Consider the following 26,101-nt stretch of genomic DNA (forward strand, 5'->3'; position numbering starts at 1 on the left):
TCTCGGTTACACAAAGCAACGATGAAGTCAGAAAAAATAACCGCTATGGCGTCAGGGTCGCGCGAGCGCCGGTACGACGACGCCTGCGGCACGGCGCTGGCCCTGGAGTTCATCGGCGAGCGCTGGTCGCTGCTGATCATGCGCGAGCTGGTCTACGGCCCCCGGCGCTTCGGCGAGATCCGGGCCAACCTGCCGGGGATCAGCGCGAACGTGCTGACGCAGCGGCTGGAGAGCCTGGAGGCGGTGGGGATCGTCCTGCGCTACCGGCTGCCGTCGCCGGCCAACGTGCAGGTCTACGATCTCACCGAATGGGGCCGCGAGGCCCGGCCCCTGATGCGCGACCTGGGCCGCTGGGCCGCCCGCTCGCCGCGGCACGACCCGAGCCTGTTCATGTCGGCCGCCTCGGCCATGATGTCGCTCGAGGCCCTCATCGACCGCGACCGGGCGGCCGCGCTGTCCGCGTCGGTCGAATTTCACTTCCCCGGCGAGGACTTCGTCGCGACGGTGACCGGCGGCGGCATCCGCGTGCGCCGGGGCGTCGCGGCGGCGCCCGATCTCGCCTTCACCGGCGACACGCTGGCGATGCGCCGCACGATCTACGGCAAGGCGCCCCTAGCCCGGGACGGTGCCGGCGGCACGCTCGCCTTCGCGGGGGCGGTCGACCTAGCGCGGTCCTTCATCGACCTCTTCGCCCTGCCGGCCAAAGCGGGCTGAGACGCCGGCCGAGGGCCCCGGGCTCCGCCTGCTGCGGACCGAAGACGCGCCGCGTCGGGTTCCGCGACGACGCGCAGATCCCGGCGCGCCGATCGGGGCGCGCCAGGACAATTCGGGCCTCGCTCACGGGGCCACCCGCCCGGATCGCGCCCGGTGGGGCGTTCCTGAGGTCCCGACGCGCCGGACCGTCACTTGCGCAGCGGCACGCCCTTCGTGGTGAAGCGCTGGCCGCCGCCCGGACGGTACACGGGTCGTGGCTGGCCGCCTGATCTGCCCGCGCCTGCCGCGGTTCCCGGCGGCTGCGAGAACGGCACGAGCTGGTCCGGCCGCGGCCCGATGAGATCGGCGCGGCCCATCTCCCGCAAAGCCTCGCGCAGCAGGGGCCAGTTCTCGGGATCGTGGTAGCGCAGGAACGCCTTGTGCAGCCGCCGCTGGCGCAGCCCCTTGATCGCCTCGACCGGCTCGCTGTCGCCGCGGCGCACGCCCCGCAGGGTGTTGATCTCGGTGTGGTACATCGCGGTGGCCGTCGCCATGGGCGAGGGCAGGAACGTCTGGACCTGGTCGGCGCGGTAGTTGTTCGCCTTGAGCCAGAGCGCGAGGTGCATCATGTCCTCGTCGGTCGTGCCCGGATGCGCCGCGATGAAGTACGGGATCAGGTAGTACTTCTTGCCCGCCTCCTTGGCGGCGGCGTCGAACATCTCCTTGAAGCGGTCGTAAGTGCCGATCCCCGGCTTCATCATCTTGTCGAGGGGGCCGCGCTCGGTGTGCTCGGGCGCGATCTTCAGGCGGCCGCCGACATGGTGGGTCACGAGCTCCTTGATGTATTCGGGGCTCTTGACCGCGAGGTCGTAGCGGACGCCGGAGGCGACCATCACCTTCTTGACGCCCTTCACCTCGCGGACCTTGCGGTAGAGCCGGATCAGGTCGTCGTGCGAGGTGTTCAGGTTCGGACAGACGTCCGGGAAGACGCAGGAGGGCAGCCGGCAGGCCGCCTCGATCTTCGGGTCCTTGCAGGCCATCCGGTACATGTTCGCCGTCGGCCCGCCGACATCCGAGATCACGCCCGTGAAGCCGGGGGTCTTGTCGCGGATCCGCTCGATCTCGCGCAGGATCGAGCCCTCCGAGCGGTTCTGAATGACGCGGCCCTCGTGCTCGGTGATCGAGCAGAAGGTGCAGCCGCCGAAGCAGCCGCGCATGATCGTCACCGAGAACTTGATCATGTCCCAGGCGGGGATCTTCGCGTCGCCGTAGGACGGGTGCGGGGCGCGGGCGTAGGGCAGGTCGTAGACCGCGTCCATCTCGTCGCTCGTCAGCGGGATCGGCGGCGGGTTGAGCCACAGGTCGCGGTCGCCGTGGCGCTGGACGAGGGGGCGCGCGTTGCCGGGATTGGCCTCCCGGTGCAGCACGCGCGAGGCGCGGGCATAGGCCTCCTTGTCGTCCTTGACCTGCTCGTAGGCGGGCAGCCGGATCACGGTCTCGCCGGGCCGGCGGGTGGCGGCCTCGTCCGTCGAGTCGAGGTCGTCGGCGGGCAGCTCGGTGTAGTGGGCGGGCACGCGGCGGAACAGGGCGACGCCCCGGATCGCGTCGAGCTGGTGCGGCGCCTCGCCGGCCGCGAGGCGGTTGGCCACCTCGACCACGGCGCGCTCGGCGTTGCCGTAGATCAGCAGGTCCGCCTTGGCGTCCGCCAGGATCGAGCGGCGCACCTTGTCGGACCAGTAATCGTAGTGGGCGATGCGGCGCAGCGACGCCTCGATGCCGCCGAGCACGATCGGCACGTCCTTGAAGGCCTCGCGGCAGCGCTGCGTGTAGACGATGGTGCAGCGGTCCGGGCGCCGGCCGCCCTCGCCGCCGGCCGTGTAGGCGTCGTCGTGGCGCAGCCGCCGGTCCGCCGTGTAGCGGTTCACCATCGAATCGAGGTTGCCGCCGGTGACGCCGAAGAACAGGTTCGGCTTGCCGAGCGCTTTGAACGGCTCCGCCGACTGCCAGTCGGGCTGGGCGATGATGCCGACCCGGAAGCCCTGCGCCTCGAGCAGCCGGCCGATGATGGCCATGCCGAAGCTCGGATGGTCCACGTAGGCGTCACCCGTCACCAGCACGATGTCGCAGGCATCCCACCCGAGGGCCGCCATCTCGGCGCGGCTCATGGGCAGGAACGGCGCCGCAGGTCCGCGCGGCGACGGCGTGCGGACGGGGGGCGCCAGGGGGCGGTCGGTGGTCGCTTGCAGGTCCATGGTGTCCCTGCATAGGCCTCCGGGGCCGCGATCTCAACGAACGGCAGGGCGGCGGCGGCCGCGGCCGTGCCGATCACCCCTGCGTCATCGCGTTGCGGGCCGGCGCTCCGCCGCGCGCCGGCTCAGCGCGCGATCATCTCGCGGATGCGGGCGGCCAGCGCCTCGACCGCGAAGGGCTTGGTGAGAACCGCCATGCCGGGTTCGAGACGCCCGTCGCCCAGCACCGAGGTCTCGGCGAAGCCGGTGATGAACAGCACCTTCAGCTCCGGCCGACCGACCCGCGCGGCGTCCGCCATCTGGCGCCCGTTCATGCCGCCGGGCAGGCCGACATCCGTGACGAGCAGGTCGACTCGCGCGCCCGATTGCAGCACGCTGAGCCCGCCCGCGCCGTCCGCGGCCTCGATCGCCGTGTAGCCGAGGTCGCTCAGCACGTCCGTCACCAGCATGCGCACGGTCGGCTCGTCGTCCACGATCAACACGGTCTCGCCCGCCTCGGCCTGCGGCATCCGGCCTCGCGCCGGGGCGGGCCCGACCGCATCCGCCTCGCCGCTGTGCCGTGGCAGGTAGATGCACACGGTCGTCCCCTGGCCGACCGTGGAGTTGATCCGGACCTGACCGCCCGACTGCTTGGCGAAGCCGTAGATCATCGACAGGCCGAGGCCGGTGCCTTCGCCCATCGGCTTGGTGGTGAAGAACGGGTCGAACGCCCGGGCCACGGTCTCCGGCGGCATGCCGGTGCCGGTATCGGACACGCACAGCGACAGGTACGGCCCCTCCGGCATGTCCTGCGCCTCGGCCTGCGGCCGGTCGATCCAGCGGTTGTCCGTCGCGATGGTGATCCGGCCGCCCCCCGGCATCGCGTCCCGCGCGTTGATGCAGAGGTTCAGGAGCGCGTTCTCCAGCTGGGACGGGTCCGCAAGGGCCGGCCAGAGGCCGTCCGCACCCGCGTGCCGCACCTCCACGCTCGGCCCGACCGTGCGCTGGATCAGGTCGAGCATCCCGCGGACCAGCCGGTCGGCGTCGATGGCCTTGGGCGCCAGGGTCTGGCGGCGCGAGAACGCCAGCAGGCGGTGGGTCAGGGCGGCAGCGCGCCGCGAGGCCCCCTGGGCGGCGGCGATGTACTTGCCGACATCCTTGGACCGGCCCTGGGCGATGCGGGCCTCGATCAGCTCCAGCGAGCCCGAGATGCCGGCCAGCAGATTGTTGAAGTCGTGCGCCAGCCCGCCGGTGAGCTGGCCCACCGCCTCCATCTTCTGCGACTGGCGCAGCGCCTCCTCCATGCGCGCCCGCTCCTCTCCGGCCTGCCGCAGCCGGTCGGCCGCCGACTGGAGATCGCGCGTCCGCTCCTCGACGCGGACCTCAAGCGACGCGTTGAGCTGGCGGATCTCGTCCTGCGTGCGGCGCTGCCGGTAGGCCGCGAAGGCCAGGAGGGCGGTGGCGAACAGGCTGCCGCCGCAGACGAGCCAGATCTCCGGCAGCGCCGAGCCGCGCCGGGGCGAGACGCGCTGCGCGAACGCGACGGTCCAGGTGCGGCCGCCGAGCTCGAGATGCGCCTCGCGGGTGAGACGCCCGGCCCCCGCCGCGGAGGCCCGCGCCGAGCGGTGCAGCAGGGTCGCCTCGCTCGGTGCGCCGTCGTAGATGGCGAAGGCCGCGTCCTCCTCGGCCTCGGCCGCCACGATGCTGTTGAACAGGTCGTCCGCCCGGAAGGCGCCGAAGACGAAGCCCAGGAAGCGCCGCCGCCGCGCCTCGAGGTCCGGCGGGACGGCGCCGCCGGCATAGACCGGCATGGCCACGAGGAAGCCCGCCTGCTTGTTCGCGTCGATCTCCTGGACGAGCTGGATCCGCGCCGAGGCGGCCGGTTGGCCCGTGTCGCGGGCCCGCTCCACCATGTCACGCCGCACCGGGTCCGACATCACGTCGTAGCCGATGGCGGCGAGGTTGCGCGGGTTCGGCGGCTCGGCGAACAGGACCGGGCTGATCATCGGGTTGTCGGTCGGCGGGCGCACCCGGGCATTCTCGACGCCCAGGGCCGCGGCCCGCGCGGCGAACGACTCGCGCGCGGCGGCGGGCAGGGTCGGGGTGAAGCCGATGCCGAGGAAGCCGGGATAGAGGCGCTGCAGCTCGATCCGCTGCACGTACGCCCGGAACTGGGCCAGCGTGACCGTGTCGTCCTCGGCGGCGAACAGGCCGGCGGCGCCGCGCAGCAGGGCCGTGTAGGTGCGGAACTGGTCCTCGACCGTGCGCAGCTCGATCTCGGTGGCGTGCTCGAAGGTCAGGCGGTCGCGCAGCGCCGCCGCCTGCCACGTGAGGGCGGTGCTCAGCCCGGTCGCCAGCAGGCCGGCGGCCAGGATCGCGGGCGCGATCCACCGCGCCGCGCCCGCCCCGCGGCGGGCCGCGGTCGCGACAGGACCCTGCGATGAGGAGAAGTGGGGCAAAGGGCGAGACCGGACTTCGACAGCGGCCCAGCGACGCGGGCCTGCCCCGGGATGCAAGGCTATGGTGGCGTCACCGGGGCAGTTCTGCGCGGCGCGCTCAGGGCGCGCGGCACTCCATCGCCGCCGCGGCCTCGATCACGCTCAGCGCCCGGCGCCGCACTTCCAACGCCGCGTCCGGGCTGTCCGAGACGGCGGAGGCCTCGCGCTTCAGCGCCGCGTCGCAGCCGCACGAACGGTATCCCGCCGCGACGTAGCAGGCGTCGTGGCGCATGCACGCCGCGTCGAGGGCGTCGGTCGGCGGCAGCCCCTCACCGCGCTGACCCTTGCCGCAGTAATTGCCGTGGAACAGCTCCTTGCCGGCGATGACCCGGCCCAGGTCGCCCTTCGGCGGTGCCGGGGCCTCGGCCTTCCCGCTCGGGTTCAGATCGTTGGCCGGCCCGCCCGCCTTCGATCCGGAGGAGCGCAGGGCCTTCGGGATGCCGGAGCGCTCGCCGGGCTCGTTCAGGGCCTCGCCGGCCCGGCCGTTCGGGTCGGAGATGTCCGGGAGCGGCGGGGGCGGTCCCGGGCGAGGCTCGCCCGGCTCGACGGTCGCGGCCGGAAGGTCTCGGACATCCTGCACGTCTTGGACGCTCTGGACGCCTCGCGAGTCCGGAACGCCCTGCGCCCCGGACGCGTGCGGGTAGGCGACGAGCAGCAGTCCGAGCGTGGCAAGGAGAAACGGTCTCACGGATGGCCCCTGATTCAGCGGCCCCTCAACTCGAAGCTCGGCTTCTCCGTTCCGGACTTTCGCCCGCCACGGTCACGGAGCCCTGCGGGGCGGACGCGGGCCGCGGGGCGGCACCGTCCGGGCGGCGCGGCACGCGGCGCCGTGCGCGGGCGCACGGTGGCTCGTCCCGCGTGTTGGACCCCAGGGTCGCGGATCCCACNGCCCCGTGCGCGCAGGCCCGGCCGTAGCCGCGCCCGGCCTCGATCACCCGGGCGCCCGCGGCCCGGGCGATGTCCTGCGTCCCGTCGGTCGAGCCGCTGTCGGCGACGATGATGTCGCCGGCGTAGGCCGGCGGGATCTCGCGGATCACCGCGCCGATCGCCTCGGCCTCGTTCAGGGTCGGGATGACGATGCTGACCGGGTGCATCGCTCAGAGACTCCAGCGCAGGCCGCAGTTCCGGCACGGGGCGGGCGGCGCGTCGGACAGGAGCGACGTGCGGAAGTCGCGATAGGCCGCGCCGTTCCAGATCTCCCGGAGCGTGGACTGGGTCGCGTCGCCCAGCGTGTAGTTGGAATAGCCGCGCACCGAGAACGGCGCGATGCAGCAGGGCAGCGCCCGTCCGTGGGCGGTGACGTACATCAGGGACCAGGGTCGCCGACAGGTGGCCCAGGCGCGGTCCTCCTGCCGCTTCAGGCTGATCCCGGGCTCGGTCGCGCCCGAGGCGTCGAGCGTCACTCCCAGCGAGCGGCCCAGAGCCTCGGCCTCGGCGATCGCCGCCGCCTCCTCGGCCCGCGCGCTCTCGAACAGCGACAGGTCGGCGCGGGCCATGCCGTACCCGGCCTCGTCGAAGACGAGGCGCTGCAGGTGAACCTCGGTCACGCCCATCTCGGCCGCCAGCCGGACGAAGGCCGGGAGCTGGTCCACGGTCTCCTTGAGGCCCGTCAGCCAGAGCGAGACCCGGGGCGTCGTGGCGCCGGATGCCTTCTGGAACGCGACGAACTTGCCGACGTCGCGCACGATGCGGTCGAAGAAATCCTTGCCGCGCACCCTGCGGTACGAGGCCCGGTCGGCGGCGTCGAGGGAGACGCGCAGCTCGTCGAGACCGGTGTCGATCAGCTCCCGGAAGCGCTTCGGCTGCATCAGGGTGCCGTTGGTGTTGAAGAGGACATAGGTGCCGCGATCCTTGAGGTAGCGGACCATCCGCGGCAGGTCCTTGACCAGCATCGGCTCGCCGACCCCGTGGAGCACGACCCGGGCGACGTTCGGCACCTGATCGACGATCCGCGTGAACAGCGCCCAGCTCATGTCGGCCGGGGGCTCCAGGGTCTCGAAGGTGCGCGGGCAGGTCTCGCACAGCAGGTTGCAGCGGTTCGTGACCTCCAGATAGAGGCAGACCGGCGGCGCTACGGCCTCGGAGGCGCGGTCGGTACCGATCGCCTCGAAGTAGCGGCGCGGGTCCGTCAGGGCGGCTGAGGCCGTCATCGGGCGGTTCCTTCCGGAAGGGCGGCCTGGGGCGCGGTGCGGCCCTGCCACAGGGAGCGGGCGGCCAGGACCAGGGCCGGGACGAAGACCAGCGACGGCCAGAGGAAGCGGTCGTTGAGCGGGTCGATCAGGAACAGGATCGGCGCCGAGCCGAGCCAGATCAGGGCTTGGGCCGGCGCGACCACGGCGGGCAGCGTCAGCCAGGGATAGTACCAAGCGTAGTGCGGGCTCGCCGCGCAGGTGGTGAGGGCTGCGAGGGTCCCGGCATCGCGGCACAGCGCGACCGCGTCGGGCGCGGGTCCTCGGTCCCGGCCGAAAGCGATCCGGAGCGCGAGCGCGGCGAGCGTCAGGCCGGCGCAGACCAGATAGGTCCGCAGCAGGCCCGGGGGGGCGAGGCCGAGATGCCCGAGGCCGGCGAGCAGCCAGTAGCCCGCGCCGGTCTCGTACCCCTCCTCGGCCCCGTAGCCCCCGGCGAAGCCGAGCACGTTCGCGCCGGCCCCGAGATAGGGCAGGTAGAGGACGACGATCACGGCCGCCCCGACGAGCATCGGCAGCCACAGCCGGCCACGGCGCACGAAAGCGGGCGCCACCGCGACGGGCAGCAGCTTCACCAGTGTGGCCGCGCCGAGCAGCGCGCCCGCGAGCCCGTACCGACGGCGGGTGCGAGCCAGCAGCGCGAGGCCGAGGAGGCCGATGGCGACCGCATCGACGTGCCCGTCGCAGGCGAAGGACCACAGGGCGAGCGGATTCCAGGCGTAGATCAGGATGCGGGCCGACGGCAGGCCGGCGTCGCGCAGGATCGCGAGCATCGCCAGCATGCCCAGGGCCTCGAAGCCCAGCATCGCCAGCTTCATCCCGGTGACGCCGTGCGAGACCTGCCCGACGGCGGCGAAGACCAGCTGCGCCGCGGGCGGGTAGATCGTGCGGGCGTAGTCCTTCCGGTTGATCAGCGGGTAGACCGCCGCGTCGCGCAGCCGTTCGAGGGCCGGGTCGGCCGGGACGTAGCGGTAGGGGTTGATCCCGGCGGCCTGCACCTGCCCGTCCCAGACGTAGCGGTAGATGTCGCTCGACAGGAACGGCGGCGCCGGCAGCAGCGCGGCCCGCATCAGCACGGCGATGCCGAGGATCGTCCACAGGGCCGCGCGCGGCAGCCGCTGCCGCAGCACCAGACGCACGGCGAGGAGGTAGGGCACCAGGCCGACCGCGACCACGCCGACGAAGACGTTGGCGCGGGTGACCGAGCCGACCGTGTCGGCGCCCGGCACGTGGATCGCGAGCGCGCCGACATTCACGACGAGCAGCCCGAGGCCGAGCGCCGCGAGCCGGTACGCGGGGCTGGCGAGAAGCCGGGTCATGCCGGCACGGCCTCCGACGTCTCCGCGAGCCGCGCCAGGACCGCGCGCGTCGCCGGGGCGGCGTAGCCGGTCCCGTCGGCGGAGAGCCGGGCGAGCGAGGCCGCGTCGTCGACGTCGTACCAGGGCTCCAGCGCGACGAGATCGAGGCCGATCTCGCGCGCCCGGGCGCGGGTGGCGGCCGCGACGGTGTCGGTACTCCAGGCGATGTCGGCGAACAGGCGGGCATGGGCCCGCTTGAGGCCGAGGATGTAGTAGCCGCCGTCGTCGCAGGCGCCGAGCACGGCCCGGTCCCCCGGCGCGAGCAGGATCCGGGCGGCCTGGACGAGGCGGCGCGTCGGCAGCGTCGGGATGTCGGCGCTGAGCACGCAGGCCGCCGCATGGCCCCGCCCGAGCATGCCCCCGACGGCCTGCAGCAGGCAGCGGCCGAAACCCTCGACCGCCGCCGGGGCCGGAATGTCGCCGTCCGCCATGTCGCCGTCCGCCATGTCGCCGTCCGCCGGGACGAGCTGCGTTCCGCATGCGAGGTGTGGGACCACCAACGGCTCGGCGCCGCGCGGCGCGTAGGCCGCGTAGGCGGCGATCGGCGCGGCGCGCGCCGCCTCCAGGATGTTGGCGGTCGTGTCGCGCAGGAAGGCGGCGCTCAGGAGCGCGGCCTGGTCATGACTCAGCGGCGGGCACAGCCGCGTCTTGGAGCGGCCGCTGCGCGGCGCCTTGGCCATCACGCCGATCGCGCAGGTGTCGGACGATCCGGGCGTCGATCTCGGTGCCATCTCCCAGAATCCTCCGTGATCAATGGAAGGGCCGGACGATCCCGATGCGGAGCGTCTCGCCCGGCGGGATCGCGGTGGCCGAGCCGGGCGCGAAGGTCGGCAGCGCGCGCAGGCGCTCCGGGGTCATGCCCATGAGGGCGACGTACTCGCCGAGCAGCGCCACCGCCTCGACCGGCACGGCCACGAGCCGGGCCCCGACCCCGCTCCAGGCGAGCGGTTGGAGTCCGAGCCGGGTCAGCCCGAGGACGCCGTCGAGGCGCACGATCGCGTCGGCGCCGCCGTCGTCGCGGCGGACGAGCCCGGTGACGCGGCCGAGCACGGGCTGGGATTCCTCCGGCTGGAGCAGGAAGCGGCCGGGAAGATCGCCGACGCGCACGGGCTGGGGAAACCGGCCGGCGGCGCGATCCGCCATCTCGGGAGCGCTCATGCCGGGCTTCGGCATGTGGTCGGGGGTCGGCGAGGGACCGGCCGTCTGCGCCCGCCCCGGCCCGGCAAGGGCCAGGGTCAGCAGCACGGCGCCCAGGGCGCACGGAAATGCGCGGGCGGTCATAGGCCGGCGAACCAGTTGAAGCCGCGGCTCTCCCAGTAGCCGCCGGGATAGGCGTTGGTGACCTCGATGGCCGTGATCCATTTCGGGTTCTTGAAGCCGAGCTTGACCGCGGTGCGCAGGCGCAGCGGATACCCGTAGGGGTCCGGCAGGTCCTGGCCGGCGTAGCGGGTGGCGAGCAGCGTCTGCGGGTGCAGCGCGCTGGCCATGTCGATGCTGCTCGGGTAGTCGTCCGCCGTCTTGAAGGCGACGTACTTGGCGGTGAGGTCGGCGCCGACGCGCTCCAGAAAGGCGCGGAGCGGCACGCCCGACCACTGCCCGATATAGTCCCAGCCCTCCACGCAGACGTGGCGGATGATGATCTCGCGCTCGGGCAGTTCCGCGATCCGCCGACGCGTCCAGGGCCGCTTGTCGGAGATCAGGCCGGCGAGCTCGAGCCGCCAAGCCTCTCCGTCGACCGGCTTGACGTCCTCGACATCGTAGTAGGCGTTGAAGCGCGGCGGCTTCAGGACCTGGGACGCGGGATACTCGGGCGCGAGCTTCCTTGGATCGAACAGGGCGGCCTGCACGCCGTCGTTGAAGTCGGAGACGGCGCGCAGCGCCCGGCCGACCGCGGTCGTGTCGGTCACGTCGCAGCCGGTGAGCATCGTGAGCGCGCCGAGCGACAGGCCGCCGCGCAGCAGACCGCGCCGCTCGATCTGTCGGACCAGGGGCCGATGGTCGTCGAGGATGCTGGGGTCCGGCACCTTGAGGGGGCGGAAGGGCGACCTCATCGCGCCGCCTCCCGCGCCACGGCCGGGAGGGCCGGGCGGCGGACGGGGCCGCCGGTCAGCATCGCCCACAGCGTGCGCGGCACGAGCAGGGAGAGCACGACGTGAATGGCGAGGAAGCCCGTCAGCACCGCCATACCGGCGAAGTGGACGAGGCGCGCGCCCTGGAAGCCGCCGAGCAGCGCGACGAGGCTCGAGAACTGGACCGGCTTCCAGATGGCGAGGCCGCTGACCACCTGGCCGATGCCGGCCAGGATGGCGACGATGTAGAGGATCTTCTGGACGGCGTTGTAGGTCGTCAGGTCCTCGTGGGTGAGCTTGAGCCGCAGCGTGTCGCGGACCGTCTGCACGATGTCGCGCGGCCGGATCGGCAGGAGGCGCTCGCGCAGGCGTCCGGTCGCGACGCCGTAGACGAGATAGGCGCCGCCATTCGCAACCAGCAGCCACATGGCGGCGAAATGCCAGAGCAGGCTCTCGGCCGCCCAGGACCCGAGCCGGATCGCCTTGGGGAAGTACACGCCGTGGATGATGACGGAATCGTCGTAGATGCCCCAGCCGGAGCCGATCAGCACCACCATCGCCACGGCGTTCGTCCAGTGCATGACCCGCACCGCCCATGGGTGCAGGCGAGGGGCGGGGGCGATGCCGTTTATCCTCATGGTCTGGGACGTCCTCTGCGGTTTCCGTTCCGGTGCGCGCCATGTCTTCGAACGACTGCGCGCTTGGCCGCCGCCCTGGAGTCATGTTTCCCGGCGGGCCTCGGTCAACGTGACGAATATCTGTGATCGCGGACGCTAATCTTTGTGTGACGGGAAGGCCAAACGGGGGATTTATGTCCTGCGATACACTCTCAAATCTGTTCTCGACCTTGTCCGTGCAGGTTCACGCTTTCGCATTCTGCGAGATCCAGGCGGGCTGGCAGCTGGCGAAGAACGGCATGCCGGACGCGATCCTCGTTCATTACGTTCTGGCAGGATCCGGGACGATCGTCGTGGAAGGTCAAGAACCTCTGCGTTTCGGTCCGAATTGCATAATCATCCCCCCGCGCGGCATGCGGCACTCAATTGGTTTCGCCGGAGCCGCGCTGGCGGTTACAGCTGAGGACGCGCGCAGAGTACTTCCAGATGGCCTCATCGCACTGACGGCCGGCGATGGAAGCCGCGACATTCTCTTGGCCTGCGGGTCCATCTCGGCGCGCTATGCCGGCGCGCTCGGTCTCTTCGACCGCCTGCACGACGCGCTGGTCGAGGATCTGTCGGGCAGCGATCGATTGCGCCACGCCTTCGCTTTCATGGTCGAGGAACTGGTTCAACCAAGTTTCGGCACGCAGGAGGTGACGAGCGCTCTGATGAAGCAGTGTCTTGCGATCCTGCTTCGCATTCACCTGAAGGAGAAGGGCGCGCAATCGCCGATCTTCGAAGCGCTGCGCGATCCGAGGCTGGTCCCGGCGATCGCGGCGATCCTCGATGCGCCCGGCGCGTCGCACACAGTCGATAGCTTGGCTGCGCTCTGCGGGATGAGCCGCTCCGGCTTCGCCGAGCGCTTCTCCGCCACGTTCGACGAAGGGCCGATCGAATATCTGCAGCGGGCGCGCCTTCAGCGGGCGGCCAAGCTGCTGACGGCCTCGCCGATGCCCGTGAAGGTCATCGCCGAGAGTGTCGGCTACGCCAGCCGCAGCTACTTCTCGCACGCTTTCAAAGCTGCCTACGGCTGCGATCCGAGCGCCTACCGCACGCGGGCGACGCGCATGGTCCAAGCGCTGGAACCCCTGCCTTACCGCGAAGCCGGCGCCGCGGGTCAGGATACCGGAGAGCCTTGAGGGGGCGTGCAGGTAGATCGGTCTTGGGTCGGATGCGCGCATCGAAGACACTGTCACCATCAACGCGGACAGTCTCGCCAAGGCGACAGGTTAGTGGAAGCCGCTTGACGTGCTGTATCGTGCAAATCTGGTGCTTCGGTGCGATGAGGATCATCTCGGAGGCGGCGCGACCCAGAGGGGAGAGCGGGTGCGCCGCCTCGGCCCGCGCCCGGCGGTGATCCGTCCGGGAAAGGCAGGGCGGCGGAGTGAAGCCACGCCTCCATCGGGATGAGGGTTCGGTTACCCGGGGGGCGCTTGTTGAACCGGTCGACGTCTCGCGCGCTGACCGGGCTCGCCTCGATCGCGCGCGATGCCCGCATTGACGAACGGGACATCGACGCATCGCCCGCTCGAACGCTCCCGGAGGGCGCGAAGCGTGCCGACATCGCGGGCCGGTGTTGGATGCACCTGAACGTTGCGACGGCGTGGGCGTGCCGTCACGCCTCGCGGACGCCGGGCTTCTTGCCTGCCTCGAAGATGAACTCGACGCCTGCCTCCTCCAGGGCACGGCGCACGGCGAGCAGAGTGTCCGAGCGCGACCGAACCGCCGAGGTGGGGTCCTCCAGCCGATTGAGGGTCGAGACCGAGACGTTGGCCAACGCGGCCAGTTCCTCCTTCGACAGGCCGGTGATCGCGCGGGCCGAGCGGATCTGGCTCGGGATCAGGGACTCGTCGCCGGGCATCGCCTGTGCGGCACCCCGCGGCGCAGCAACTTCGGGCGGCGGCGCCCCGTAGCGGGTCCGTCCCGGCACGTTGAGGCAGACCCCGACCCACTCGCGGACGGAGCCGTCCTTGCTCAGCACCGGCGCGCCGCGCGCATTGAACCAGCGGTAGATCCCGTCCGCGCACAGGACGCGATAATCCGTGTTGTAGGGGGCCGTGTGCTCCACGGCCGTGGTCCAAGCCGCGAGCGTGCGGGATCGATCGTCCGGGTGGACGGCGTTCAGCCAGCCCAGACCCTGCATCTGTGCGTAGGACTGACCGGTCAGGGCCATCCATTGCGGCATCTCACTGGGCTCGCCGTTGGCTTTGTTGACCCAGAAGACCGCTGCCGTCGCGGCGATCAGCGCGTTCAGACGGTCGTGCCGCTGCATGAGGGCGTTCATGGTCTCGTGCTGCGCCGTGACGTCGAACACGACGCCCATGCCCTGGCTCGGGCGCCCGTCCGCGCCGAGCATGACCTCGGCGTGGTGCAGAAGCCAGCGCTGGGTCCGATCAGGGCGGATGATGCGGAATTCGCGGCTAATCGGCTGGCCGGAGCGCAGCACCGCGATCTGATCACCGTGCGCGGCTTGATCCTCCGGATGGATCATGTCGAGCCCGAAGCCGAAGGTCATCTCGGTGGTCGGGTCGAGGCCCAGGATCCGGTAGAGGCCCGGCGACGCGTCCAGCCGCTCCGAGCGCAGGTCCGCCGACCAGAAGCCGATTTTGCCCGTATCCTCGATCAACTTCAGGTAGTGGCGCGAGGAGAAGCCGCGCGGGGCGGCGCCGACCTCGGCCTTCGTCTGCGGACGCATCAGTGCACGTGTCGGCATCGCCTCAGCCCGGTCGCCAACGCTTCATGTGGTGACAGGCTGATTGCCATAACCGTATCCCTGGGGGCGTTAAGAAGACAGCATTCGCTCCATATACACTGACATTCGATAGCTTCTGTCAGTGTCGTCGGGACAAGCGACTGTTTGGGAAAGGATTCCTGTGTCGGCACTTTCCTGATTCATTGGCGGATACCAGGTTTTGACGATGAGAATTCCGGTATCTTGACGTGAATATGCTGGTTAATGGAACAAAAAATGTCACTCGGCCCGGATTTTCGGGATAGGGCGAAAGAATGACAGGAAATTCGATCCCATCATCCTCGATTGGACCCGAATTCCGCCGATCGGCTTGAGACTCTGGCAGCCCGGGAAGGTTCATCCTCGCATCGGAGACGCGGGGCGCCGTCTCCTGCCTGGGTGCGGAAATGTTGCTGCCGAATGCCGGACGCGAGGCGAAGTCGAGCGCGCGCGACAACTCGCGGGTGCCGGTCGAGTTCGACCTCGACGGCAGGGTGACCACCGCCGACGCTTCGACGTCCTTGGACGGGCGAGGCCATGAGTGAAATCATCCTGCCGGTGGGCGACGACGACGCGGGGCACCTGCCCGACGAGGATGCGCGCTTGCGCGTGGCGACGCGCGCGACGATGCTCGCAGAGACGCTGCAGCTCAGCCGATACTCGGCGGTGACGCAGGCCGCCGTCGTGCTCGTGCTGGCCGCCATCTTCTGGGGCATCGTCTCGCACGCTTACCTGTCGGGTCTCGCGGTGGCGGTGACCGCGCTCTGCGCCGCGGCCATGATCGCGATGCGGCGCTATCGCGGCCGCCTCGGCGATCGATCCGTCGCCCGAGAGGCCTTCGCCGTCCTTCACGGCCTCGCGTTCGGCCGAGGGCTCGCCTGGGCGAGCATGCCGGCGATCCTGCTGCCCTCCGTCGACAATGCCTACCGGATCGTGATCGGGGCCGTCTGCGCCGCCCTGATCTCGCACGCTTACGTCGCGGGCCCGATCTTCTCCTTGGCGCTCCTGGCCGTGGCGCCGGTGGTGGCCGGCATCTTCGTCGGGCTCGCCGGCTGCGAGAGTCCGATCGGCGAATACGTCGCCGTCCTGCTGTCGTTGTACGCGGCCTTCGTGTTCGTGAGCGCGCGCCGGATGTGCCGGCACTCGTACCAGCGCCTCCGCGACCGCGTCATGGTGCAGGCCCAGAGCGAGACCATCGGGTTCCTTCTCAAGGACTTCGCCGAGGGCACGAGCGACTGGCTCTGGGAAACCGACACGGTCGGGCGGCTCCGGCAGGCCCGCGCCGCTGTCGCCGCCCTGCTCGGCGTCGAGGCTGCCGCGCTGCGCCACCGGACCCTGTCCGAGCTTCTGCGTGCGTTCGCCGACCCAGACGGCGACGGCGCGGACGCCGAGGCGGTCGCCGCGGCGATCGCGGCGCGCGCCCCCTTCCGCGACCGAACCGTCCGGCTCCGTACCGCGGAAGGCACGCGCTGGATCACGCTCAACGGCAAGCCCGTCCTCGACGCGCAAGGGGCGTTCGCGGGCTATCGCGGCGTGGGGTCGGACGCCACCGAGAGCCGAGAGGCGCAGGCCCGCATCGCGTTCCTGGCGGGTCACGACAGCCTGACGGGGCTGCCGAACCGCAGCAGCTTCCAGGACGCGCTGGGGACGCTCTGCCGCGAGGCCCGCACGGCCGAGAGCCCGAATGCGCTGTTCTATCTCGACCTCGACGGATTCAAGGCCGTCAACGACAGCCGCGGCCACCTCGTCGGCGACCGATTGCTGCGCGCGGTCACGGCGCGCCTGCTCGCCATCGGCGACCCGCACAGCCTGTTCCGCCTCGGCGGCGACGAGTTCGCGATGGTCATCCGGAACCTCGATCGGGCCGCGGCCGAGGCCCTCGCCGCGCGCGTGGTGGCCGAGCTGCGCCACCCGTTCCAGATCGACGAGGCCCGGCTGGAAGTCGGCGTCAGCGTCGGCATCGCCTACATGCCGGACGACGCCATCGAGCCGGCGGGCCTGCTGATGCGCGCCGACCTCGCCCTCTACGCCGCCAAGGCAGACGGCAAGGGCTGCTGGCGGACCTTCGATCCGTCACTGGAGGAGCGGGTCGTCCGCCAGCGGCAGTTCGACCTGGACATGCGCGCCGCCCTCGCGGCGGACGAGATGGAACTGCACTACCAGCCCCTGGTGGACATGCGGAGCGGCCGGGTCGCCGGTTTCGAGGCGCTGCTGCGGTGGAACAAGCCCGGGCACGGCTGGGTCTCGCCGGGGGAAATCATCCCCGTCGCAGAGGCGACCGGCTTCATCGTCGAGATCGGCCGCTGGGCGCTGCGCCGCGCCTGCACCGACGCCCGCACTTGGTCCGACCTGAAGATCGCGGTGAACATCTCCTCCATCCACGTGCGCATGCCGGGCTTCCACGCGGAGGTCGCGGCCGTTCTCCGCGAGACCGGCCTCGCGCCGGACCGGCTGGAGATCGAGATCACCGAGTCGGTGCTGCTCGACCACGGCCCGGAGGTCCTGGAGAACCTGAAGCGCCTGCGCGCGACGGGCGTGCGCATCGCGCTGGACGATTTCGGCACGGGCTATTCGAGCCTGAGCTACCTGACCGAATTCCCATTCGACAAGGTGAAGGTGGACCGCTCCTTCGTGCGCGACCTGCAGGGCCGGCCCGAGAAGGTCGCCGTGGTCGAGGCCATCGCCCGGATGGCGCGGGCTCTGTCGATGAGCGTCACGGTGGAGGGCGTTGAGACCCGCCAGCAACTGGACGTCCTCCGGGACAAGCGCTGCGACATCGCGCAGGGCTTCCTCTACAGCCCCGCGCGCCCGGTCTCCGAGGTCGCGGCCCTCATCGCCCGGATCGAGGGTGCGGCGCCGCCGAGCGCGAGCGACGGCGAGCCGGATGGGAGCCCGGCCGCCGGTGCGCGCCCGGTCCTGTCGCTGGCCCGCGCCTCGTAGCCGGCGGGAGGCGCATCGCGTCACCGCCCGAAAGGCAGAAAACCTCTCTCGTCGCACTGAAAATGCCCCTGGAGCGCGCTCGCTGGGCAACGTGTCTTTAAATGCGGCCGCTCCAAAGTTCGAAAACAGTGGAGCAGCAGTACATGTCGCGTCTTTCCGACCTCAAGATTGTTACCAAGGTCACGATCCCGCTGCTGCTCGTGGCCGCCGTCGCCGGCGGGCTCGTGTACCACGCGCACGGCGTCTTCGTTGAGCTGAACGCGAAGACCCAACACATCGTCGATGTCCAGGCTGCGCGACTTGAAAATATCCTGAATGTCCGCACGAACGTACTCGAAGCGACGGTTCAGAATCGCAATATCCTCATCGAGGACCGACCGTCGGAGGTGGCCAAGTACAGATCGCGCTACGACGAGGCCGTGAGAAATGCCTACGTCTCGGTCGACAAGCTCATCGCGCTGTCGAACTCGCCCGAGCGGCGGTCGATCAACGAGAGGCTGCGCGAGACCGTCGAAGCGTATTTCCACGTCGCAGGGCGCGCGAACGCGGCGGCCCTCGCTGAGGACGCGGGCACCGCGAGGACGATCGTGCTCTCCGAAGGCCTCGCCGCTCGCAACAAGGTCCGCGACTTCGTCCAGCCGCGCATCGACAACCTGACCGCCGAGCTCGCCAAGGCGAAGAATGAGGCCCAGGCGAGCGCGCAGCGAGCGACGACCGTCCTCGTCACGGCCGCGGTTGCCGGGCTGCTCGCGGCCTTGGCCGTCGCGTTCGCCATCGTCCATTTCGGGCTGACGCGGCCCCTGACGCGGCTCGTCGCCGTCCTGCAGCGCATGGCCAAGGGCGATATCGAGGCCGACATCGCGGAGGCTGCCCGTCGCGACGAGATCGGCCAAGTCGGCAAGGCGGTCGAGGGCATCAAGGCCATGGTCGCGCGGAAGGCCGCCGAGGAAGCCGAGGCTAAGCGCGTCGCCGACGCGACGGCCGCCGCCGAGCGCCGCCGCGCCATGGTGGACCTCGCGAACGGCTTCGAGCGGACCGTCGGCGGCATCGTCGGGATGGTCTCGGCCTCCGCGACGGAGTTGCAGGCCACCGCCGCGACGATGACGGCGACGGCGACCGAGACGGCCACGCAGTCCACGACCGTGGCGGCGGCGGCCGAGGAGGCGGCGTCGAACGTCGGCACCGTGGCAGCGGCCTCCGAAGAACTGGGGAGTTCGGTCCAGGAGATCGGCCGCCAAGTGCAGGGCTCGGCCTCCCTCGCGCAGGCCGCGGTCGGGGAGGCTGACCAGACGGCGCGGCTCGTCGAGGAACTCACGACGGCGGTCGCGAAGATCGGTGACGTCGTCGCGATGATCTCGGCCATCGCCGGCCAGACCAACCTGCTGGCGCTGAACGCGACGATCGAGGCGGCCCGGGCCGGCGAGGCCGGCAAGGGCTTCGCGGTGGTCGCCGCCGAGGTCAAGGAACTCGCGTCCCAGACGGCCCGGGCGACGGACGAGATCAGCGGCCATATCGGCCGCATCCAGGGCGTGACGGGCCAGGCGGTCTCGGCCATCGGCTCGATCACGGGGCGCATCCGCGAGATCAACACCGTGGCCACCAGCATCGCCGCCGCCGTCGAGCAGCAGGGCGCGGCGACCCAGGAGATCGTGCGCAACATCGCCCAGGCGGCGACGGGCACCTCGGAAGTGACCAGCAACATCTCCGGCGTCGCGCAGGCCTCGGAGGACACCGGCGCCGCGGCGACCCAGGTGCTGGCGTCCTCCGGTGAATTGTCGCGACATGCCGAGCAGCTCTCAGCGGAGATGACGCACTTCCTCGCCACCGTGCGCGCGGCCTGAGGCGGTCCCGATGGAGCGCAGCACCGACAGCGCCCGGGGGCTCGGGACCGATCCCACGCATCGGGCGGACTGCCGGGGAAATGCCCAGGCGGGGCACCGGCGAGGCGGGTCGCACCGGGTCGGGCGGGCGTGATCGCCATGGCCGACATCGTCCCCCTCAGCATCATCCCGGGCGCCGAGAGCGCCCGCTCGATGCTGCTCGACCTGCGACGGCGCCTCAAGTCCGGCGAGGACATCGGTCCCCGGATCGCGGAGATCCGCCAAGCCGCGGCTTCGATGCGGGCACTGGCCGGCGGCCTCAGGCGGGTCCTTCAAACCCCGGACGAGAGGCTGTCCGCCGAGCCCGAGATCCTGGTCGCGGCCTGGAAGGTTCTCGACCTTGCGGAGCGCAACGTCGCGAAGGCCGAGGAATTGCTTCGGCTCGCGGACGAGCGCGATCCAGGGCAGGCTTCGCGGTAGCCTCTGCCCCGCGCTCGAACATGGACGGGCATCCCGGATCACGGTCCTGTCCGAGGTCGGGCGAGTTCCGCCTGCCGAAGGAATGCCCCCGCACGTCGGAGGCGCGCGCGGTACTCGATTGCACAGACCGCGCTCAACCACACGCACGGATCGGGACGTTTCCAGCGGCCGCGACGCCCGCTCCCGGGCGGCCTTCGCGCGGCGGCAGCCGCAGAGACGGTGCGGGCAGGAGCCGATCGAGGCGTGGTCGGTCCGGTCGCGACGTTGTGGAAAGGGGCGGCCAATCTGACACGATATAGGTCATGTTCAGACCGGGATCTGTTCCAGCCTCCGAATATTTGTATGAAATGAAACTTTGCCGGGCAAAAAACGGGCCCGATTCCGTGGTGTGGCTAAGGCTAGCTTATAGTCTCGATGCGACGATAGGGCGTCTACCGAGAGTTGCGCCATGTTCCGCAAACCCGCCTATAATGAGACCCAGGCCATCATGGACGCTCTCACGCGCTCAATGGCTATCATCGAGTTCGGCATGGATGGCACGATCCTGCGCGCCAACCCGAATTTCCTGGCCGTCGTGGGCTACGACCTGCCTTCGCTGCAGGGAAAGCACCACCGGATCCTGGTCAGCGAAGAGGTGGCCAACAGTTCGGAGTATGACGAATTCTGGTCGAAGCTGCGGGCCGGCGAATTCGCGTCCGGCGAATTCCCGCGCCGCGCGCGGTCCGGCGCGAAGGTCTGGCTCGAGGCCACCTACAACCCGATCCTGGGCGCCGACGGCAAGCCGTTCAAGGTCGTCAAGTTCGCCAGCGACATCACGGCCAAGAAGAGCGAGACCGGCCGCCTGCTGCGGATGATCGACGAGATGCCGGTCGCCGTCATGACCGCAGACCCGAAGAATGACTTCAAGATCAACTACATCAACAACACCTCGCGCAAGACCCTGGAAGCCATCGAGCGGCATCTGCCCATCAAGGTCTCGGAGATGATGGGCAAATCCTTCGACGTGTTCCACAAGAACCCGCATCACCAGCGGAACATGCTCGCCGACGCGAGCCGACTGCCGCACCGGACCAAGATCAAGGTCGGACCCGAGACCCTCGACCTGCAGGTCTCCGCCATCACGGACGCGGACGGAGCCTATGTCGGACCGATGTTGACTTGGTCGGTCATCACCGCACAGCTCGCCATGGCCGAGGACGTCGCCGGCGTCGTCGAGGCGCTCGGGACCGCGATCGGCGAGATGAAGGAGTCGGCGCAGGGTTTGAACCGCTCGGCGGACGCGGCAAGCGAGCGCGCAAACTCCGTGGCGGCCGGATCCGAGGAGATGACCAGCTCGATCCATGAGATTTCGGGCCAGGTCGGGCGGGTCTCCGAGCGCACCCAGCAGATCGCCGACCAGGCGACGGCGACGGATACCACGGTGCGCAACCTCGCTACCAATGCCGGCGAGGTCGACGCGGTGGTCGGAATGATCAAATCCATCGCCGACCAGACCAACCTTCTCGCGCTCAACGCGACCATCGAGGCGGCGCGCGCGGGTGCGGCCGGGCGCGGTTTCGCGGTGGTGGCCACGGAGGTCAAGGAGCTCGCCGGCCAGACGGCGAGAGCGACCGGCGAGATCACACACAAGGTCCACGCCATTCAGAAGGCGACCGGCGAAGCCGTGACGGCGATCCGCCTGATCACCGACGAAGTGGCCGAACTTTCGAAACTCACGCTGGCCATGGCGAGCGCTGTCGAGGAGCAGGCCGCCTCGACCCAGGAGATGTCGTCCAATATTACCGGTGTCTCGGCCGCGGCCGGAGAGACGGGGCAGCTCGCCGAGATGGTCCGGCGGATCTCCGACAGGCTCGAAACGCATTCCGCCGGACTGGGGGCTAGCATGGAGAAATACCTCAAGGCGGGATGATGAAAGGCATCAGGTCGCCCGACGCGCGGCCGGCTTCTGGCCACCCGAGGGCGGCCTGAACGGGACGTCGCCCGATCGGTCCGTCGTGGAAACGCCGGCCTGGGGCTGCCTCGCGGTGCACGAGCGACACGTCTGCATGGGATCACGCGCAGCGGAGTGCCGCATCCATCCTTGCCAAGGCCGCGAGAGCAAGCTCCCCGCATGTCGATGACATCGCGGCTCGCGGCTTTCCTTTAAAGAGAGGGTTCGAGGCGCTGTGACGGGCACTTTCACGACCTCCGCAATCATCGCCGTTGACGGCGACGCGGTGATCGGGCGCTCCGATGCGCGGAGCGTGGAGCGGTCATCGCAGGGGCCGGCATCGCGGGAGGTGCGACGATCACGTGTCGGCCTCGATCATTCCGATCCGGGCTGCCAGCGCAGGCGCACGGGTCAAGCGGTGAGCGACCTCTTGAAGAAGACGCAGGGCGAACGCCTCGCTTTGATCGGTACACGCAACCGCGAGATGGCAGCCGACGATACGAGAAATCTTCTTCTGGAACGTCTGGGCCTTATCCGGCGGATCGGCGATCCGCACCTGCATCGTCTGCGCGGTCATCCCCTGATCGAGTGGACCATCACCGAGGCAGGCAGGACTGCGCTATCGGACACCACCATCGCGAAACTTTCATTCTGAGGCATAAGGATCCGAGAGGCTCGCCCCGCACATGTGCGGCAGCAAGATCCGTGTGCAGCCGGGTGGATTGGTAGGATTCGTTCGGTCGGACCGGGAGGACGCGGCTCTCGACTGACCTGACCGTTATTTTGGACCGAGCCGAGTGGGAGGCTACTGCATGGCCGCTGCCATGGGTAGCCGGAAGGCCAGATCCGGGTAGCTGACAGGCGCAGGTGGCCGATAGCCCAAGGACGAGTGCGGCCGGACGCGGTTGTAGGTAGTTTGCCAAAGACCGATCACGATCTGTGCCTCCTTCAGCGAGTAGAAGATCTCCTGTCTCAGGCACTCATCCTGAATCTTGCCATTGAAGCTCTCGCAGTACCCGTTCTCCCACGGCGAGCCCGGCGCGATGTACTGGATCTGTGCTCCGGCTTTGGCGATCCATTTGCGCAGCGCCTTCGAGATCATCTCAGGGCCATTATCGCAGCGGATGTACTTCGGGATGCCGTGCAGGCACATGGCGTCGGCCAGCGTCTCGATCACGCCGACGCTGTTGATGCGTCGCGCCACCTTCAGCGCCAGACAAGCCCGGCTATGCTCGTCGATCAGCGTCAGGACCCGGAGCGAGCGTCCGTCGTGGGTCCGCGCTTGCACGAAGTCGAAGCTCCAGACGTGGTTGCAGTGGAGCGGCCGCAGTCGCACGCACGAGCCGTCATTCAGCCAAAGCCGGCTGCGCGGCCGGTGTTCTGCGGGACCTTCAGCCCCTCGCGACGCCAGATGCCCTCATCCTGAGGTTCTCGAAGGATGAACCCGATCCCTGCCCACCTGCCACCCTGCTGCCTGCAGCAGCGCGGTGACGCGGCGATAGCCATAGCGTCCGTACTCCGATGCCAGGGCGATGATGGCGCGGGTCAGCTCATCCTCGTCGGCCAGCACGGTCGGCACGTAGCGTTGCGTGCCGCGGTGCTGACCGATGATCCGGCAGGCGTGACGTCCCGAGAGGCCGTACTTCTCCCGGATCCCGTCGACCGCCTGCCGGCGTCGCTCGGGGGCTACAAGTTTCCCGAGGCGACGTCCGCCAGCACCTGACCCACCAAGGATAGATCGGCTACCAACCGCCGCAGCCGCGCGTTCTCGCGCTCCAGGTCCTTCATCTTCCTGGCCTGGTCGACTTGGAGGCCGCCGTACTCCTTGCGCCAGCGATAATAACTCTGCTCGGAGATCTCCGCCTCCTTGCACGCCAGTGACAATCTCTTGCCCTGGGCTGTCTGCACCTCGATCTGGCGCAGCTTCAGTATTACCTGCTCCGCGCTCGTCTTCTAACCTCGCCGCATGTCCGACTCCTTCGGTCCTGGCTGATCCTCTCAATCCGTCCGGTCCAAAGCCAGCCGGTCAGGTCAAATGGGCGAGAAGTAGCGCGCTCGGCAGCGCAGGCCGGCTTTGCGCTCGACTTGATCAAGGGCAGGGACGGAGGGGACCTTAGGCTCGGCGAGGCATCCCAAAACGCCAAGAGCCGCTCGCGTTTGAGTGCTCCAGAACACGTCAGACCTGAAAGCTTGGGCATACATCAGGGTCACACCGCGAGCTAGTCGCGAACCTGATGGAGACGACAATGACCTGGACGAACCGCATCACCATAGCCGCTACGCTGATCGGTGGCGCGATCGCACTGGCGACCTACGCGCAGGCTCTCAGCCTGCCGGCGCACTTCGCGTGAATTGGACCGGCTGAGAGGGCACCTCGCGCAACTCTCCCGGCTTCTAACCACCGGTGCAACGATCGAAGCAATCCTTGCGGCATCCGGCTTAACCATAAGTCCACCTCAAAACAGCCGAGCTGACGAGGGATGCTGCGATGACCAAGCCAATCACCCTGACGAACCGCCTCGTCGACGCCGTCGTGACGGCCGCCATGGCGTTCAGCCTCGTCGTGCACGCGCAGTTCATGATCCTGCCGCCGCACTTCGTGTGATCAGGCAGAGAAGGTGCTGAGGCGCTCAGATTGCCAAGACTGCCCACTCGCGCGTGCGCGCGAGGCGGTCACCGCAGACCCTCCAACTCGCGCTCGAAAGCCTCCATCTCCTCGTCGGTCGCGGCGACCGCCGAGCACCAAGCTATGTGAACCGGGATCGGCATGGCGTAGGCAGGCACCCGGTAGGAGCCCAGCGCGTTGCGGCGGGTCTCGGTGCCGACATCCACGATCAGCCCGGCATCGAGTAGGTTGCGGAGCATCTTCTGTACGCAGGCCGGCGGCTCGCCGCAGCCGATGCGGTCGAGGGCACGGCGCTCGGCTGACGTGCGGCCGGGATGGGGCATGCGGTCGGGGTCAGGCATGGCGGCTCCTTCCGGGTTGTGCAGCCGTAGTTAGTACTACAGTTGCGTATCAAGGCGTGATGTGGTCCGCTGGCCGTCTGCGAGAGCGGAGGCTTGGCGATGTCGGTGGCGTCTTGGTCTGGTTCGCTGTTGGCCTGGGAGCGGGAGCTCGCATCGTTGAAGGATCGCGTTGGGCTGTGCGTGCGGCGGCGCGAGTTGCGAACGTCGATCGGGCACTATCTCGACGGGCTCCTATCCGGCGTCGAACGCAAGACAGGCTGGCTACTGGCCGAGCGCGCGGGTGACGCGCGGCCGCATCGGTTACAGGCCGTCCTGGGACGGGGGCGATGCGGGGGCGGCGTGTCGGGGCTCGCCGCCACGCCGGGCGGCGGCGCCAGAGGGGCCGCCGTCACGGTGCCGGACGGCATGGCCGGCACGGTGTCGAGGGAAGCCTGGGGCGACGGGCCCCGGGTGCGCGGCCCGTCGAGGCGGCTCGAGGCGCAGGCGCCGAGGCTGGCGCTCAGACAGAGAACGGCGAACGTCGACAGGCTCGGGCGCAGCATCGGTCCACTTCGGGTCAGGTTTCAAGGCGCGGACGCGCTTGGTCCCTGACTCCGTGCCAATTGCGCTGACCGCAAGGCAGCGCTTTCAGCGCGGCCCGACTCCGCTGCGGAGAGCCGGCCTTTTCGGCCGAGTGTGACCCTCAGGCCTCAACACCCGTCACGACTTTGCAATCAGAGCGTGCGCTCGACCATCATCTTCTTGATCTCGGCGATCGCCTTCGCCGGGTTCAAGCTCTTCGGGCAGGTATTGGCGCAGTTCATGATCGTGTGGCAGCGGTACAGCCGGAACGGGTCGTGCAGCCCGTCGAGGCGGTGGCCGGTATTCTCGTCGCGCGAGTCAATCAGCCAGCGATAGGCCTGGAGCAGCGCTGCCGGGCCGAGGAACTTGTCACCGTTCCACCAGTAGCTCGGGCACGACGTGGTGCAGCACGCGCAGAGGATGCACTCGTAGAGTCCGTCGAGGCGGGACCGGTCCTCCGGCGTCTGGCGCCACTCCTTCTCGGGGGCGGGCGTCTCGGTCTGGAGCCAGGGCTCGATGGCGGCGTGCTGGGCGTAGAAGTTCGTCAGGTCCGGCACGAGGTCCTTCAGGACCGGCATGTGCGGCAGCGGGTAGATCCGGATCGCCCCGTCCTTGTCCTTGCGGGTCATCACCGGGAGGGCGTTGTCCGGACTCTTGCACTCGTCGATACCCATCGTGCAGGCGAGCGCGTTCTGGCCCTCGATGTTCATGGCGCAGGAGCCGCAGATGCCCTCGCGGCAGGAGCGGCGGAAGACCAGCGTCGAGTCGACCTTGTTCTTGATCCACAGGAGCGCGTCGAGGACCATCGGGCCGCAATCCTCGCGGTCGACCTGATAGGTGTCGATCCGCGGGTTGGCCCCGTCATCCGGGTTCCAGCGATAGATCTTGAAGGTCTGCAGGTTCCTGGCGCCGGGCGGGGCCGGCCAGGACTTGCCCTGCGTGATCTGGGAGTTCTTCGGAAGGTTGAACTGAGCCATGGTT

The 26,101-nt window shown here is 69.6% G+C and carries 21 protein-coding genes and 2 pseudogenes; 8 read left to right on the top strand and 15 right to left on the bottom strand.

Annotated elements, in window-relative coordinates; genetic code table 11:
- The first annotated feature begins 21 nt into the window (after positions 1-21).
- A complete protein-coding gene (locus MOTC310_RS16260) occupies positions 22-714 on the top strand; it encodes a winged helix-turn-helix transcriptional regulator (protein ID WP_331294557.1) in 693 nt (230 codons plus the stop codon).
- A 188-nt stretch (positions 715-902) separates the two neighbouring features.
- Here MOTC310_RS16260 and MOTC310_RS16265 read toward each other — a convergent pair whose 3' ends face one another.
- The 10 genes from MOTC310_RS16265 to MOTC310_RS16310 all read right to left on the bottom strand — a co-directional run bounded on the left by MOTC310_RS16265 (position 903) and on the right by MOTC310_RS16310 (position 11,670).
- Positions 903-2,945, bottom strand: a complete 2,043-nt coding sequence (locus tag MOTC310_RS16265; protein ID WP_331294556.1) for a YgiQ family radical SAM protein — start codon at positions 2,943-2,945, stop codon at positions 903-905.
- 122 nt (positions 2,946-3,067) lie between these two features.
- A complete protein-coding gene (locus tag MOTC310_RS16270) occupies positions 3,068-5,380 on the bottom strand; it encodes a CHASE domain-containing protein (protein WP_331294555.1) in 2,313 nt (770 codons plus the stop codon).
- 97 nt (positions 5,381-5,477) lie between these two features.
- On the bottom strand, positions 5,478-6,107 hold the full coding sequence (locus tag MOTC310_RS16275; protein ID WP_331302515.1) for a phospholipase A2 family protein: 630 nt from the start codon (positions 6,105-6,107) through the stop codon (positions 5,478-5,480).
- 25 nt (positions 6,108-6,132) lie between these two features.
- Positions 6,133-6,513 (bottom strand): glycosyltransferase, encoded by a 381-nt coding sequence (locus MOTC310_RS16280; RefSeq protein ID WP_331302516.1) that lies wholly within the window; start codon positions 6,511-6,513, stop codon positions 6,133-6,135.
- A gap of 3 nt (positions 6,514-6,516) precedes the next feature.
- Positions 6,517-7,569 (bottom strand): radical SAM protein, encoded by a 1,053-nt coding sequence (locus MOTC310_RS16285; RefSeq protein WP_331302517.1) that lies wholly within the window; start codon positions 7,567-7,569, stop codon positions 6,517-6,519.
- Entirely contained in the window at positions 7,566-8,924 is a 1,359-nt protein-coding gene (locus tag MOTC310_RS16290) for an MptA/MptB family glycosyltransferase (RefSeq protein WP_331302518.1), read from the bottom strand. The genes MOTC310_RS16285 and MOTC310_RS16290 overlap by 4 nt, the downstream gene beginning before the upstream one ends.
- Positions 8,921-9,694, bottom strand: a complete 774-nt coding sequence (locus MOTC310_RS16295) for a TIGR04282 family arsenosugar biosynthesis glycosyltransferase (protein WP_331302519.1) — start codon at positions 9,692-9,694, stop codon at positions 8,921-8,923. Before MOTC310_RS16295 ends, MOTC310_RS16290 begins: the two co-directional genes overlap by 4 nt.
- 19 nt (positions 9,695-9,713) lie before the next feature.
- Positions 9,714-10,244: a hypothetical protein gene (locus MOTC310_RS16300; protein ID WP_331302520.1), complete on the bottom strand. Its 531-nt coding sequence runs from the start codon at positions 10,242-10,244 to the stop codon at positions 9,714-9,716.
- Complete coding sequence (locus MOTC310_RS16305; protein ID WP_331291953.1) at positions 10,241-11,014, bottom strand: molybdopterin-dependent oxidoreductase; 774 nt, start codon at positions 11,012-11,014, stop codon at positions 10,241-10,243. Before MOTC310_RS16305 ends, MOTC310_RS16300 begins: the two co-directional genes overlap by 4 nt.
- The gene (locus tag MOTC310_RS16310; protein ID WP_331302521.1) at positions 11,011-11,670 is read right to left on the bottom strand and encodes a cytochrome b/b6 domain-containing protein; all 660 of its coding nucleotides are present in this window, start codon (positions 11,668-11,670) and stop codon (positions 11,011-11,013) included. The genes MOTC310_RS16305 and MOTC310_RS16310 overlap by 4 nt, the downstream gene beginning before the upstream one ends.
- A 215-nt stretch (positions 11,671-11,885) precedes the next feature.
- On the opposite strand from MOTC310_RS16310, the gene MOTC310_RS16315 reads away from it, so the two are divergent.
- A complete protein-coding gene (locus MOTC310_RS16315; RefSeq protein WP_419539921.1) occupies positions 11,886-12,830 on the top strand; it encodes an AraC family transcriptional regulator in 945 nt (314 codons plus the stop codon).
- 476 nt (positions 12,831-13,306) lie between these two features.
- Here MOTC310_RS16315 and MOTC310_RS16320 read toward each other — a convergent pair whose 3' ends face one another.
- Positions 13,307-14,386 (bottom strand): PAS domain-containing protein, encoded by a 1,080-nt coding sequence (locus MOTC310_RS16320; protein ID WP_331291956.1) that lies wholly within the window; start codon positions 14,384-14,386, stop codon positions 13,307-13,309.
- A gap of 443 nt (positions 14,387-14,829) precedes the next feature.
- Here MOTC310_RS16320 and MOTC310_RS16325 point away from each other — a divergent pair, with 443 nt between their 5' ends.
- From MOTC310_RS16325 to MOTC310_RS16350, 6 genes are all read left to right on the top strand, one after another.
- Positions 14,830-14,967 (top strand): hypothetical protein, encoded by a 138-nt coding sequence (locus MOTC310_RS16325; protein ID WP_331302523.1) that lies wholly within the window; start codon positions 14,830-14,832, stop codon positions 14,965-14,967.
- Positions 14,960-17,362 carry a putative bifunctional diguanylate cyclase/phosphodiesterase gene (locus MOTC310_RS16330; RefSeq protein ID WP_331302524.1) on the top strand — a complete coding sequence of 801 codons (2,403 nt, stop codon included), beginning with the start codon at positions 14,960-14,962 and terminating at the stop codon, positions 17,360-17,362. The genes MOTC310_RS16325 and MOTC310_RS16330 overlap by 8 nt, the downstream gene beginning before the upstream one ends.
- Before the next feature lie 143 nt (positions 17,363-17,505).
- Entirely contained in the window at positions 17,506-19,203 is a 1,698-nt protein-coding gene (locus tag MOTC310_RS16335; RefSeq protein WP_331291958.1) for a methyl-accepting chemotaxis protein, read from the top strand.
- Between the two features lie 138 nt (positions 19,204-19,341).
- Positions 19,342-19,662, top strand: coding sequence for a hypothetical protein (locus MOTC310_RS16340; protein ID WP_331291959.1), 321 nt, complete (start codon positions 19,342-19,344; stop codon positions 19,660-19,662).
- A gap of 448 nt (positions 19,663-20,110) precedes the next feature.
- Positions 20,111-21,571 carry a methyl-accepting chemotaxis protein gene (locus tag MOTC310_RS16345; RefSeq protein WP_331302525.1) on the top strand — a complete coding sequence of 487 codons (1,461 nt, stop codon included), beginning with the start codon at positions 20,111-20,113 and terminating at the stop codon, positions 21,569-21,571.
- A gap of 256 nt (positions 21,572-21,827) precedes the next feature.
- Positions 21,828-22,247, top strand: a complete 420-nt coding sequence (locus MOTC310_RS16350; protein WP_331291961.1) for a hypothetical protein — start codon at positions 21,828-21,830, stop codon at positions 22,245-22,247.
- A 150-nt stretch (positions 22,248-22,397) separates the two neighbouring features.
- On the opposite strand, the pseudogene MOTC310_RS16355 reads toward MOTC310_RS16350, so the two are convergent.
- From MOTC310_RS16355 to MOTC310_RS16370, 4 genes and pseudogenes are all read right to left on the bottom strand, one after another.
- Positions 22,398-23,524, bottom strand: a pseudogene (locus MOTC310_RS16355) (IS3 family transposase).
- Between the two features lie 741 nt (positions 23,525-24,265).
- On the bottom strand, positions 24,266-24,559 hold the full coding sequence (locus MOTC310_RS16360; protein ID WP_331291962.1) for a hypothetical protein: 294 nt from the start codon (positions 24,557-24,559) through the stop codon (positions 24,266-24,268).
- 329 nt (positions 24,560-24,888) lie between these two features.
- A pseudogene (locus tag MOTC310_RS16365) lies at positions 24,889-25,101 on the bottom strand (AprI/Inh family metalloprotease inhibitor); the annotation flags it as partial.
- 171 nt (positions 25,102-25,272) lie between these two features.
- Entirely contained in the window at positions 25,273-26,097 is an 825-nt protein-coding gene (locus MOTC310_RS16370; protein ID WP_024831121.1) for a succinate dehydrogenase iron-sulfur subunit, read from the bottom strand.
- Positions 26,098-26,101: the final 4 nt, after the last annotated feature.

This window comes from Methylobacterium oryzae, assembly GCF_036441375.1.
Lineage (GTDB): Bacteria > Pseudomonadota > Alphaproteobacteria > Rhizobiales > Beijerinckiaceae > Methylobacterium > Methylobacterium oryzae_A.

Bases quoted from the DNA above. Each gene is read 5' to 3' on its own strand.
- MOTC310_RS16370 (WP_024831121.1), bottom strand. From the start codon at position 26,097: ATGGCTCAGTTCAACCTTCCGAAGAACTCCCAGATCACGCAGGGCAAG.
- MOTC310_RS16340 (WP_331291959.1), top strand. From the start codon at position 19,342: ATGGCCGACATCGTCCCCCTCAGCATCATCCCGGGCGCCGAGAGCGCC.
- MOTC310_RS16330 (WP_331302524.1), top strand. From the start codon at position 14,960: ATGAGTGAAATCATCCTGCCGGTGGGCGACGACGACGCGGGGCACCTG.
- MOTC310_RS16295 (WP_331302519.1), bottom strand. From the start codon at position 9,694: ATGGCACCGAGATCGACGCCCGGATCGTCCGACACCTGCGCGATCGGC.
- MOTC310_RS16265 (WP_331294556.1), bottom strand. From the start codon at position 2,945: ATGGACCTGCAAGCGACCACCGACCGCCCCCTGGCGCCCCCCGTCCGC.
- MOTC310_RS16260 (WP_331294557.1), top strand. From the start codon at position 22: ATGAAGTCAGAAAAAATAACCGCTATGGCGTCAGGGTCGCGCGAGCGC.
- MOTC310_RS16300 (WP_331302520.1), bottom strand. From the start codon at position 10,244: ATGACCGCCCGCGCATTTCCGTGCGCCCTGGGCGCCGTGCTGCTGACC.
- MOTC310_RS16360 (WP_331291962.1), bottom strand. From the start codon at position 24,559: ATGCCTGACCCCGACCGCATGCCCCATCCCGGCCGCACGTCAGCCGAG.
- MOTC310_RS16325 (WP_331302523.1), top strand. From the start codon at position 14,830: ATGTTGCTGCCGAATGCCGGACGCGAGGCGAAGTCGAGCGCGCGCGAC.
- MOTC310_RS16320 (WP_331291956.1), bottom strand. From the start codon at position 14,386: ATGCGTCCGCAGACGAAGGCCGAGGTCGGCGCCGCCCCGCGCGGCTTC.
- MOTC310_RS16345 (WP_331302525.1), top strand. From the start codon at position 20,111: ATGTTCCGCAAACCCGCCTATAATGAGACCCAGGCCATCATGGACGCT.
- MOTC310_RS16335 (WP_331291958.1), top strand. From the start codon at position 17,506: ATGTCGCGTCTTTCCGACCTCAAGATTGTTACCAAGGTCACGATCCCG.
- MOTC310_RS16305 (WP_331291953.1), bottom strand. From the start codon at position 11,014: ATGAGGTCGCCCTTCCGCCCCCTCAAGGTGCCGGACCCCAGCATCCTC.
- MOTC310_RS16290 (WP_331302518.1), bottom strand. From the start codon at position 8,924: ATGACCCGGCTTCTCGCCAGCCCCGCGTACCGGCTCGCGGCGCTCGGC.
- MOTC310_RS16310 (WP_331302521.1), bottom strand. From the start codon at position 11,670: ATGAGGATAAACGGCATCGCCCCCGCCCCTCGCCTGCACCCATGGGCG.
- MOTC310_RS16285 (WP_331302517.1), bottom strand. From the start codon at position 7,569: ATGACGGCCTCAGCCGCCCTGACGGACCCGCGCCGCTACTTCGAGGCG.